Source organism: Nocardia sp. NPDC058499, from assembly GCF_042719915.1.
Taxonomy (GTDB): domain Bacteria; phylum Actinomycetota; class Actinomycetes; order Mycobacteriales; family Mycobacteriaceae; genus Nocardia.
The window spans coordinates 274,927-286,310 of the sequence record NZ_JBHXMZ010000010.1 but is presented as its reverse complement, the minus strand read 5'-3'; the positions used below and the strand labels follow the sequence as shown (position 1 = coordinate 286,310).

Below are 11,384 nucleotides of genomic sequence, written 5' to 3'. Positions count from 1 at the left end.
GCATGAACCGAACCGCGCGAGTGGAGCGCACCACCAAAGAATCCGGCATCGTGGTGGAACTGAACCTCGACGGCACCGGGCAGACCGATATCTCCACCGGTGTCCCGTTCTACGACCATATGCTCACCGCGCTCGGCTCCCACGCCAGTTTCGACCTCATGGTCCGCGCCGACGGCGATATCGAGATCGAGGCGCACCACACCGTCGAGGACACCGCCATCGTGTTCGGGCAGGCGCTCGGCCAGGCCCTTGGTGACAAGAAGGGCATCCGCCGCTTCGGCGACGCCTACATCCCGATGGACGAAACCCTGGCGCACGCCGCCGTCGATGTGTCCGGCCGGCCCTACTGCGTGCACACCGGCGAACCCGATCATCTGCTGCACGCCGTGATCCCCGGCGCACCGGTACGCGGCCGCAACGACCCCGGCGCACCGTATTCGACGGTGCTCAACCGGCACGTCTTCGAATCCATCGCACTCAACGCCCGGATCGCGCTGCACGTTCGAGTCCTCTACGGCCGCGATCAGCATCACGTCACCGAAGCCGAATACAAGGCGGTCGCCCGGGCACTGCGCGCCGCTGTCGAACCCGACCCGCGGGTGCAGGGTGTCGTTCCGTCCACCAAAGGGTCGCTGTGATGCGGTACCACGCGCGCCCTACGCGCCGCCCGGCACCGTGATGCGATATCTGCGCCTTCGCTCCGGCCGGTCCGGGCCCGAGGCGCTCTCCAGGGAGGAAGCACGTTGACTTCGGTTGTTCTGCTGGACTACGGCTCCGGCAATCTGCATTCCGCCGAACGCGCCTTGGTGCGGGCGGGCGCGCAGGTCGAGGTGACCGCCGATCACAAGGCAGCACTCGCGGCGGACGGCCTGGTGGTTCCGGGCGTCGGCGCCTTCGCTGCCTGTATGGCGGGTCTGCGGGAGGTCCGTGGTGAGCGCATCATCGGTCAGCGGCTGGCCGGTGGCCGGCCGGTACTCGGGATCTGCGTGGGTATGCAGATCCTGTTCGACCGCGGCGTGGAATTCGGTGTGGAAACCGAGGGCTGCGGGGAATGGCCCGGTATTGTCGACAAACTCGACGCGCCCGTCCTGCCGCATATGGGCTGGAACACCGTCGAAGCCCCCGCGGAGAGTGTGCTGTTCGCCGGTATGGACGCCGGCACCCGTTTCTATTTCGTCCACACCTACGCCGCCCGGTCCTGGGACCTGCCGCCCAGCGATCATCTCGCCGCGCCCAAACTCACCTGGACCGAACACGGCAGCCGCTTCCTGGCCGCGGTCGAGAACGGCGCGCTCTCGGCCACCCAGTTCCACCCGGAGAAGTCGGGTGACGCCGGCGCCCAACTGCTGTCCAACTGGGTGAAATCCCTCTGATCCCGGCCGCCTGTCCGACCGACCCGCACGCTGGGCCGGCCCCGGCCTGCCGGTCAGGCCGGCCCGGACACGCAGGAAAGCTGCGCGGCTTCCGCTGGGCCGCCGGGGCGCCTCCACCGATGTGGCCGAGTGCGGGCCCGCGCCGGCGCATCCGGATTCCTGGATCACCGGGCAGGTGCCCGGTGTCGACGGCGGATTCGGTGGTCTGAGCGGCTCGAACCGTTATGCCGCGCATTTCGCGCCGGGCGGGGCGGGGGGTGCGGCGACGACCCCGGCGGCGACATCGACAAGGAAGTCGCGGTTGCCGTCGAGGGGTTCGGTGCCCAGGAGCAGTCGTTCGACCACGCAGCCCGCTTCGAACAGTGCCGGACCGACGTTGTGACGGCCCGGTTCCACCACCCCGTCCAGGGTGCGACCGCTGACGATGGAGTACATGGTGCTCGGTTTACCGGCCAGCATGAGAGCGGCACGCATCTGCATACTCGCCGCATAGGGCACCACCTCGTCGGCGGTGCCGTGGATGAGGAAGGCGTGCCGGATGTTCATCCGGCCGGCCTGTAGCGCCGGGGAACGTTCGGCGTAGGCGAGCGGGCAGACGGCCGGGACACATCCACCGGCATCACGCTGGATCTGGGCCTGCAACGCGGGATAGTCGGCGGCGGGGCCCTGGAAATGGGTGAACAGATCCGACGGGCCGAAGGTGTCGACCCAGTAGTCGAACAAACCGGCGGGGCCGTAGGCGGCGGCCAGGCCGGAAGTCATGGCGCCCTGGCTCCAGCCCCACAGCACGGTGCGCGCGACCCTGGGGTTCATCCATTTGTACCACTGGGTGGCGGCCACCAGATCGCGCCAGCCGGCCCACAGGTTCCAGTCGCCGGTCGGCCACTGCGGGCTGCCGCGCAGATCCATGGATAGGATCGGAGTGGCGGTGCGGGCGGCGATCGAGATCAGGTACTCGGAGTATTGGGCCGCGGAACCCTTGTGCCCGTGCGCGGCCACCACCAGGGCGTTGCCGACCGCACAGCCCTGCGGTTCGTACACCAGTCCGGTGGCCATTTCACCGTCCACCGGCACCGCGACCGGGCGCGTATGCACCGAGCAGGCGTCGGACGCGGCCGCGGGTGCGGCCAGCAGGGTCGCCGTCAACGCCGGGAGCAGTAACCCGGCCAAATAGCTCAGTGCACGTCTGCTCATAACAGGAATATTTCCACGCCAGAGGCCGGGTGAGCGGGAACCACACTGGGCCCGTCGGCAATTCACCGCAACAACGCTGCGTGGGAAATCCTCTCGCCCCGATGAGCCGCCACTGCGGGGGCATGCCGCGGGCCGGTCACCGAGCCCCGGCCCCGAGCCCTCGCTCCGATCCGGGTGACGGCTGGATCTCTCGCGTCGCGGCCACAGGCCCACCGCCGGGGCAGAGCCGTTCCGGTGCGGGAACCTGCCCACGGCCGGGCCCGGAAACGGTGGTTGGCGGGCTGCTGCGCGCCGCACGGCGGTGAGCAGCGGGGCAACCCCGGCCCGGACTCCGCAGCCGCGCACGTCGGTGGGCACCGCTAGCATCCGCCTCATGTACGCCTTCACCACCGAGCAGCGACAAGCACGCCTCGGGATCCGGCATCGGCTGGCGGTCGAGTCCCGTAGCGGCGACGTCGCCGAAATCGCGCGATCGCTGGTGGTACTGCACGCCACCGATCCGGCCACCGTGCACCTCTCGGTGGCTGCCCGGGGCACGGCGCTCGGTCCGGCCCACGTGGAGCGCGCGCTGTACGACGATCGTTCGCTGCTGCGCATGCTGGCGATGCGGCGCACCATGTTCGTGGCGCCGGTCGAGCTGGCGCCCGTACTGCACGCCTCCTGCGCCGGCGATCTGGCCGCCCGGCAACGCCGCACCTACGCGAAGTACCTGGCGGACGCCGGTATCGGCGACGGCGATCCAGAATCCTGGCTGGCCGCCGTCGCAGACGACACCTATCGCGCGCTTCTGGCCCGGGGCAGCGCCACCGGCGCCCAGCTGAGCAAGGATGTCCCCGCGCTGCGCACCCAGGTGAACACGAGCCCTGAAAAGTCTTACTCCAAGCCGACCTCGATCACCACCTGGGTGCTCCTACTACTCGGCACCGAGGGCCGGATCGTCCGCGCCCGGCCGGGCGGCAGCTGGTCCAGCAGCCAGTATTCGTGGGCGCCGGCCGAATCCTGGCTGCCCGCGCCCATCGACGAGCTGGACGCAGGCGTTGCCCGCGCCGAGCTGGTGCGCCGCTGGCTGCGGACCTTCGGCCCCGCCCCGATCGGGGATATCAAATGGTGGACAGGCTGGACGCTGGGGCAGGTCCGCACCACACTGGCCCGGCTGGAGACGGTGGAGGTCGATCTCGACGGCACCACCGGGCTGCTGCTCGCCGACGATCTCGATCCGGTTCCTGCCCCGCCGCCCTGGGCTGCCCTGCTACCGGCATTGGACCCCACACCGATGGGCTGGCAATCCCGCGACTGGTACCTGGGCGCCCACAAGGAGCAACTATTCGACCGTAACGGCAATATCGGGCCGAGTATCTGGTTCGACGGCCGGATCGTCGGCGGCTGGGCACAACGTAAGGACGGCGAGATCGTGACCCGGCTGCTGGAAGATATCGGGGCCGATGCCCGTGCCCTCGTCACCGCCGAGGCCGAGCGCGCCGCCGGCTGGTACGGCGAGCTCCGGCCGATCCCCCGCTTCCGCACTCCCCTGGAACGGGAACTCACCGCCTGAGCGGCGGCGCATCGAGATAGGTTGGCGCCATGCGTATCCGAACGTTCGAGGAACGGGACAGACCGGCACTACGGCAGCTGGCGCTGCGGGCGGGTCAGGGTTCGCCGACCGAATCCCTGTGGGGCCATCCGGAATCCGAGGCGCAGATATACCTCGATCCCTATATGGATCGCGAACCCGAATCGTTGTTCTTGGCCGAATCCGACGGCGAACTGATCGGTTACCTCACCGGTTGCGTGGACACGGAGGCCTTCCCGGGCGAGGACCAGCGCATCGCGGACGCCATCCGGGCGCACCGCCTGATCCTGCGGCGCCGGCCCGTCCTGTTCTTCGCCCGCAGCGCATTCGACGCCGCGAGCGGGGCGCTGCGCCGGGCACCGGCCGCCGGTGAAATCCACGATCCGCGCTGGCCCTCGCATCTTCACATCAATGTGGTGCCCGAGGCCCGGGGCACCGGCGCGGCAGACGGACTCATGGAGAATTGGTTCGAACGGCTCCGGTCGGTGAGTTCTCCCGGGTGCTATCTGCAGACACTGGTCGAAAACACCCGGGCCGTCCGGTTCTTCGAACGGATGGGCTTTGCCCCACACGGATCGACACCGCCGGTGCCGGGGCTGCGTTACCAGGGCAAACGAGTCCACCAGCAGACCATGGTCCGCAACTGCTGACGGCTCCGCCGCCGGACTATTTCCCGGCCGGCCGCGTCGCGTGATCGTCGAGTACCCGGCCGAGCAGCGTAACCAGGGTGCGGCGTTCCGCGGCGGAAAGAGCGGCGAGCAGATCCTGTTGAGCGAGGTCCAGCCTGCGGTCCAGCTCACGGAGATGTTCCCGGCCGGGACCCGCCAGGGTCACGATATTGCGCCGCCGATCGTCCGGATCGGCGGCGCGCTCTACGAACCCCCTGGCCACCAGATCGTTCAGGACAGCGACGATATCGCTGCGATCGATTCCGGTGCGGCGCCCGAGTTCGGCCTGGCTGCCGGCACCGCCTTCGTCCAGCGTGGTCAGCACCGCGTAGTGGTACCGGCGCGAACCCGTACCGGCCATCGCCTGTTCGGTCGCCCGGCCGGCGAGTAGCGCGGTTTGGTTGATCAGTCGCGTCGGCAGACTACGCAGCCTGCTCGCTGCCCCCTGGTGCGCGGCTTCCATATCGGCAATCTAGCAACCGCCCGTTGGCAGGACCCACAAAACCCTCCGCTCCCGCGCAGGTACATCGAGGTCGTTCACGCCGGGCCGATACCGGTTCCGGCTTACCTCAAAACGCGTTGAAGGTCTCGAACACTGCCAAGCCCTCATCGCCCCGGCCCGCCGACACGTCGGCGCGCTGTGGGCACTGCTGCGCGACAACCGGGCCTTCACTCCCGCCCACCGGTCGCGCAAGCGGCTCGACTTCATCATTGAGACTCATCGGGATCTGACCGTCCTCTCGCGACAGCCCTGTGCGACACTGACGACGTGCAGCCGAAGCGTAGGGTTCACTTCGTGGGCAGCTTGCCCGCACAGTTGGACAGTCCAGCGAAGGCGATGGCGTTCGCCGTCGACACTGCCGGTGAGTTCCTGGATGGTCTGGTTCCCGGCGGCGAAGCGGATCCCTATCGCGCCCAGTGGTACATCAGACCCATCATCGATCGGCTCGACAGCATCCCCGTACTGGAGCCGGTGCGTCGCGGTGATTGGTCGACCCTGCATTCCCGCAACACCTTTCGGCTCCGGCCGGGCCGATCTCTGGGCGAAGCGGATATCGACGCCGCCCTCGGCTATGCGGAGGAAGCCGGGCGTGCCCTCGAGGCATTGGCCGATATGCGCCGAACAGCTCCCGGACTACGTTTACAGGTAGGCATACCGACGCCGTTCGTCATCGGTTTCATCGCTTTCGAGGCACGGATGCTCGTGTGGCGTCGACGCTCGGCGCACCGCGGTGACCGACGGTTCCCCTATTACCGCCCGATCGTCGACGCCACCGTCAGGGAAATCCTCCGGATCCACGAGACGTTGGGGGACAACGTCGTATTCCAACTCGAACTTGCCGCGGAGACGCTGCTCTGCGCGCGGATGCCCGCGGTCCTGCGGCAGGCTGTGGCCACCGCGGCAGGTCGGGCGATCGCACGCCTCGTGGCACGGGCACCCCACGGTGCCCGTTTCGGGGTACATCTCTGCTACGGGAGCCTCGACGACAAGCCGGTCGTGGCGCCGAGGTCCACGGAGGCGGTCGTCGTGCTGGCCAACGCGATTGCGCGATACTGGCCCGCAGGGAGACATCTCGAGTTCGTCCACCTGCCCATCGGCAACGGCAAGCAGGCACCGGTGCGACCGCGGTACTACGAGCCTTTGGCCCGCCTCGAATTGCCTGCCACTACGCGAGTTGCCGCCGGGCTCGCGCATCCGGCGCAGCCGCTCGAACAAGCACGACAGAGCCTGGCGGCGGCGGAGTCGGCCTACGGCGGCCTGTTGGACATCGCGGCCCCGTGTGGTCTGGGCCGGTACAGCACCGTCGACCGGGCACGGTCCGCAGTAGCACACGCAGTCGCCCTGGCCGAAACCGATCTGTGAAACTGCCGGTGGTCACGGCAACACCGCCGGATCGCATTTCGTCGGAACATGTTTCGTCGACAGCCCGGGTCGGGGAGCGCGGTTCGGCCGGACTGAGCGCTGACTCGTTCGCGTAACGCGTACTCCACTCCGTATGAGGCCGAGAGATCTCCGGAGGAACGCACACCCGAGGTGGCCGTCGGCTACGATTGCACCCGTGGTCGAAGGAATCGAAGGCCCTGTACCGGAAAGCAGCCGGATGCCGCGCCCATTCGACACCGAACAGCTGGCTTCCGCCCGGGTGTACGACTACCTGTTGGGCGGAAAGGACAATTACGATGTCGACCAGGACATGGCTCGTCAAATGTTGTCCAGCACACCCGAACTCAAGACGCTGGCCTGGTTCACCCGGAGTTTCATGCGCAGAGCGGTCGAGATAGCCGCTGACGCCGGTATCCGTCAGTTCGTCGATCTCGGCTCGGGTACCCCGAATTCGCCCAATGTGCACGAAGTGGCTCGGGAGATCGAACCGTCGGCGCGGGTGGTGTATGTCGACTACGACCAGGTCGTGGTCTCCCATTGCGATGCGCTGCTGGCCCGATCGCCCGGTGTCACAGCACTGTTGGGAGACGTTCGTCGTCCCCACGACATTCTCGATCAGCTGATCGAGCGCGAACTGATCGATCTCGAGGAACCCGTGGCCATCACACTCGTCAGTGTGCTGCACTACGTGATGGACGACGAACACCCCGCCGAGATCCTCGCGGCGCTCCGTGATCGGATGGCGCCGGGCAGTTTCCTGGCGATCACTCATGGCTCCAGTGATTCCTCCCCGGAGATACTCCAGGTACTCGCCGGCACCAACGGCACATCGGCGCAGGTGGCCTTTCGGTCCACAGCGCAGACAGAGGCATTCCTCGCCGGTTTCGAGCTGCTCGATCCCGGTGTGGTGCCGGTACAGCAGTGGCTGCGCCCCGACTTGCCGGACACTCGAATGGTCATGCTCGGTGCCGTCGGCCGCAAACCGTGAGGAGCCGAGATGACCAGAAGTAGTCCCGAACACGCTGATTTCTCGGCCACCTGCCTATTCGAGCCTGCAACAGGTGCTGTCCCGGTCCATCAGAGGATGACAATGAAGACCCTCAAAATTATCGCCGGTGTCCTCTCGACAATCGCCACGGTCGCCGCGGTCACAACCGGCGCCTCGGTTGTCGATGCTCCTGCCGCCTCCGCGGCGCCGGGTGAGTTCCTCATCACCCGAGAGGTCCCTACCCTGGAAGATCTGGACGCCCAGGTCGCGTTCCTGATCGAGAAACCCGCCTCCGACGAGGCCAAGGCAGCCAATATGGAAGGCGGTATGCGGGCCGTCGTGGTGGCGCGCACCCTCTACAACATCGGCCTGTATCGAGCTCCGCGCGGGTCGAACGAGATCACCGGTCCCGAAACCCACGACGGCAACGTGCACACCGCTATGCTGCGAAGCAAGACAGCGGGCCAACCGGATCTCGTTGCGCGGGTGGTCTGGAAGCGTATCGACGGTGTCTGGAAGCTGTCCAACAGCTCCGTGTGTGAGGGTGTCAAGGCCGTGGGGCTGGCGATGGCCTGCGATTTCTGACCGGCTGCACGCACTGTGATCGACATCCGTGACCTCACTCTGGGCTATCCAGGCGTCACCGTTCTCGAAATCCCCGAATTGACGGTGGCCGACGGGGCACTCACCTACCTGCTCGGCCTCAACGGCACCGGTAAAACCACACTGCTGCGGAGTATCTGCGGCGTCATCGCGCCCGCCCTCGGCACCATCCACGTCGACGGCACCCTCGTCCGCGCCCATCACACCACACCGGCGACGCTCGGATTGCATATCGACTACCGGGCCTTCGACCCACGTCACACCGCACGGCGGCACTTACGCTGGATCGCCCGCGCCCGTGGGCTCCCCACCGGGCGGGTGGGCGACGTTCTGGAGATCGTCGACCTCGCCCGGGTCGCCGATCGGCGATTGGGGCACTATTCGCTCGGGATGCTCCAACGTGTCGGCATCGCCGCCGCGTTACTTTCCGAACCTCGAACCCTGTTGCTCGACGAACCTCTCAACGGCCTCGACATCGCGGGCATCCGCTGGATACGCGAACTGCTGCGCGACCTCGCCGATGCCGGGACCTGTGTCCTGGTTGCCACGCATCTGCTCGATGAGGTCGAACGCAACGCCGACCACATCGTCATCCTCGGAAACCGGCGCGTTCTGGCCGACCAGCCGTTCGCCCACCTCATGGACACGTTGGGTCCCGGCGAGACCAGCCTCGAAGACGCCTATCTGCGGATCGCCGGCCTGCCTACCGATATCGCGTCCGGCACGGCCTCATGAACAGTCCCGGTGCGGCCACACTGATCCGCCGCGGCATCGCCGCCGAATGGACCCGCACCACCGGGCGCAGTTTTCTGTGGATCGTCGCGGTTCCCTTCACCTTCGTGCTGCCGCTGATCGTCACCTTCGGAATCGCCGCTGTCGCCGAACGGCTCGCAGAACTCCCTGGACAGAGTTACCTGGCCACAGTCTCCACAACCAACTCGGTCTACTGGGTGATCACCTTGTCCGTCTCGGTCATGACGGTCACCACCGCCTACGCCCACGCCGCGCAATGGCGCGGTCGGACAAGTGATCTCAATGCGTTCCTGTTTCCCCGGTTCTGGACGGTTGCGCTGGCCCGGTGGTTCTACTACGGCACCATCACTGCGGTGTCGACAGTTGTTCTGCTCGTCGTCGTCATGGTCACGCTGCCGACCCAGTTCCCCCAGATCTATGGTGCTGTGGACATCACGGACTCGGCCGGTATCCGGTTCCTCTGGACCGTCCCGAGCTACGGGTTCGCCGCTTGCGGTGTGGGTGTCGCGGTGGGGTCGTTGATCCGCACTCCGTCCGCCGCTGTGGCGGTCCTTCTGTTCTGGGTCTATGTGGCCGAGAATTCCATCAATATGTTGCCCCACGGGTACACCTTGCAGGCCTATGCCCCGTTCCTCAACGCCGTCGCCGCAACCGGCCAGGAAGTCGCGTTCATCCCCCGCTTCGGCCGCAACGGCTCTCTGCTCTACTTCGTCCTCTTCGCAGTCGTTCTTTTCGTCGCCGCGGTTGTCCTGCCTGCCCTGATTCGCAAGATTTCGGCATATCGCAGAGCAGCGGTCACCAAATCAGGTGCCTGATTCACGGCGCCGACTGGGGGGTCGTCACGGTAATCGAATCGGCCGAACCTTACCGGGAGACCGGACGAACCTCGAGCGGAAGCTTGCCGATCCCAGGGATCGGCCCCATGGCTCGCGAGACCTTCTCGGTGACGACCGGCCGGAACTCCCACTTCGACAACAAACTGTGGAGCGTCGCCTGCATTGCCATCCAAGCAAAATTGTTGCCGATGCACATCTGATTGCCCATGCTGAACGGGACGAAGCTCCGGCATTTCGTCCCGGCGCTCGAGGCCGGCCACCGATCGGGGTCGAAAGTGTCCGGCTCGGCGAAGATATCCGGGTTTCGATGAATGGCCGCGATGCTGTAGCCGATATCTGTCCCGGCCGGAAATGTGAAACCGTCGAGATCGACAGTGGTGACGGTGCGTCTGGTTTGCAGTAGTGGTGAATGGATCCGCGTGACCTCGTTCAGGAACCGGTTCAGATAGTCGAGCCGGCCGAGGCTTCCGGGATCGAGTTCTCCCGCGCCGGAGATCTCCTGCTGCAATGTCGAAGCCACCTCCGGACGCTGCGACAACTCGTACAGAGCCCAGGTCAGCGTGGTGGTCGAGGGGTCGATCCCGCCGAAGAGTACGGTTACGGCCTGCTCTGCCAGGAACTTGTCACTGTGGTGTTCGTCATCTGAGGAATCCAGCAGGATATCGATCAAGTCGTTGCGGCGATCACCGCTGGCCCGGCGCGCGACAAGCAGATCCTGACAGTATTCCCGCAGTTGCGTTCCGGCAGACAGGAATTTGCGGTTCACCGGTAACGGCAGGTTCGCCAGCTTCTCGGGGAGCACACTGCCCACCATGGCGCCTGCGCCTATGTCCTCGACCACACCCGAGATGAACCGCAGCTCTCCGGTATCGGGTTTGTGCGAGAACATCGATTCGAGCACGTTGGCGATTACCACTTCCAGCATTGCCGAACGCACCTCGACGTGCTGGCCCGGCCGCCACGAACTCGCCAACGCGTCCGCGTTCCGCTTCATGGTGTGCGTGTGGCTTGCCAGCTCTGTCCGGTGGAACGCTGGTTGAAGCAGACGACGAAGATCCCTGTGCCGCTCACCGTCCGCGACGATCAGCGATTCCCCGAATATGAGACGGATGCGTTCGAACAGGAGCCCTCGCTCGTAGGCATCCGAGTTCTCGACCAACACCCTGTGCAGCAGTTCGAAATCGGTGACGACATAGAGGACGCGACTGCCGATATCGACTCGCGCGATCTTTCCGACGCCGGCCAGCTCCGCCATGAAGCGGACCGGATCACGCCATAGTCCCCAGCCGTGTCCGACGACAGGCAAACGGCCGGGCGCGCGCGGGACGTCGCGGATATCCACAGTATCTTGCCCCTCATAATCGGCAGGTCCGAGGCCACGGACTTCGGCGGATCGGTCGGATCGCTGAGGCCTGTGATCGATCCACACGTTACCTCAGCCCGGATACGTGCGCCGTGGAGTTGACAGGCGAATACGTCTGTCCCGCAGAGCATAACGTCACGCTTCGGAGGAG

12 protein-coding genes are annotated in these 11,384 nt (G+C 66.3%); 9 read left to right on the top strand and 3 right to left on the bottom strand.

Annotated features, from left to right (window positions below):
• Positions 1–2 precede the first annotated feature (2 nt).
• Together hisB and hisH are read left to right on the top strand one after the other, a co-directional pair.
• Positions 3–638, top strand: a complete 636-nt coding sequence (hisB, locus tag ACFWPH_RS27665; protein WP_378755050.1) for an imidazoleglycerol-phosphate dehydratase HisB — start codon at positions 3–5, stop codon at positions 636–638.
• Positions 639–743: 105 nt separating this feature from the next.
• Positions 744–1,373 (top strand): imidazole glycerol phosphate synthase subunit HisH, encoded by a 630-nt coding sequence (gene hisH / locus ACFWPH_RS27660; protein ID WP_378755049.1) that lies wholly within the window; start codon positions 744–746, stop codon positions 1,371–1,373.
• 222 nt (positions 1,374–1,595) lie between these two features.
• Here the strand turns inward: hisH and ACFWPH_RS27655 are convergent, their stop codons facing one another.
• Positions 1,596–2,567, bottom strand: coding sequence for an alpha/beta hydrolase family protein (locus ACFWPH_RS27655; RefSeq protein ID WP_378755048.1), 972 nt, complete (start codon positions 2,565–2,567; stop codon positions 1,596–1,598).
• A 373-nt stretch (positions 2,568–2,940) separates the two neighbouring features.
• Between ACFWPH_RS27655 and ACFWPH_RS27650 the strand changes: the two genes are divergently transcribed.
• Together ACFWPH_RS27650 and ACFWPH_RS27645 are read left to right on the top strand one after the other, a co-directional pair.
• Positions 2,941–4,119, top strand: a complete 1,179-nt coding sequence (locus tag ACFWPH_RS27650) for a winged helix DNA-binding domain-containing protein (protein ID WP_378755047.1) — start codon at positions 2,941–2,943, stop codon at positions 4,117–4,119.
• 29 nt (positions 4,120–4,148) lie between these two features.
• Positions 4,149–4,787 carry a GNAT family N-acetyltransferase gene (locus ACFWPH_RS27645; protein WP_378755046.1) on the top strand — a complete coding sequence of 213 codons (639 nt, stop codon included), beginning with the start codon at positions 4,149–4,151 and terminating at the stop codon, positions 4,785–4,787.
• Between the two features lie 16 nt (positions 4,788–4,803).
• On the opposite strand, the gene ACFWPH_RS27640 is transcribed toward ACFWPH_RS27645, so the two are convergent.
• Complete coding sequence (locus tag ACFWPH_RS27640; protein WP_378755045.1) at positions 4,804–5,268, bottom strand: MarR family winged helix-turn-helix transcriptional regulator; 465 nt, start codon at positions 5,266–5,268, stop codon at positions 4,804–4,806.
• Positions 5,269–5,601: 333 nt separating this feature from the next.
• On the opposite strand from ACFWPH_RS27640, the gene ACFWPH_RS27635 reads away from it, so the two are divergent.
• The 5 genes from ACFWPH_RS27635 (at position 5,602) to ACFWPH_RS27615 (ending at position 9,849) form a co-directional block, all read left to right on the top strand.
• The gene (locus ACFWPH_RS27635) at positions 5,602–6,669 is read left to right on the top strand and encodes a hypothetical protein (RefSeq protein WP_378755043.1); all 1,068 of its coding nucleotides are present in this window, start codon (positions 5,602–5,604) and stop codon (positions 6,667–6,669) included.
• Between the two features lie 196 nt (positions 6,670–6,865).
• Complete coding sequence (locus ACFWPH_RS27630; RefSeq protein WP_378755042.1) at positions 6,866–7,678, top strand: SAM-dependent methyltransferase; 813 nt, start codon at positions 6,866–6,868, stop codon at positions 7,676–7,678.
• Between the two features lie 102 nt (positions 7,679–7,780).
• A complete protein-coding gene (locus ACFWPH_RS27625; RefSeq protein ID WP_378755041.1) occupies positions 7,781–8,263 on the top strand; it encodes a hypothetical protein in 483 nt (160 codons plus the stop codon).
• A gap of 15 nt (positions 8,264–8,278) precedes the next feature.
• Positions 8,279–9,016 carry an ABC transporter ATP-binding protein gene (locus ACFWPH_RS27620; protein ID WP_378755040.1) on the top strand — a complete coding sequence of 246 codons (738 nt, stop codon included), beginning with the start codon at positions 8,279–8,281 and terminating at the stop codon, positions 9,014–9,016.
• Positions 9,013–9,849 (top strand): ABC transporter permease, encoded by an 837-nt coding sequence (locus ACFWPH_RS27615; protein ID WP_378755039.1) that lies wholly within the window; start codon positions 9,013–9,015, stop codon positions 9,847–9,849. Before ACFWPH_RS27620 ends, ACFWPH_RS27615 begins: the two co-directional genes overlap by 4 nt.
• 49 nt (positions 9,850–9,898) lie before the next feature.
• Here ACFWPH_RS27615 and ACFWPH_RS27610 read toward each other — a convergent pair whose 3' ends face one another.
• Positions 9,899–11,212: a cytochrome P450 gene (locus ACFWPH_RS27610; RefSeq protein WP_378755038.1), complete on the bottom strand. Its 1,314-nt coding sequence runs from the start codon at positions 11,210–11,212 to the stop codon at positions 9,899–9,901.
• Between the last annotated feature and the right edge of the window lie 172 nt (positions 11,213–11,384).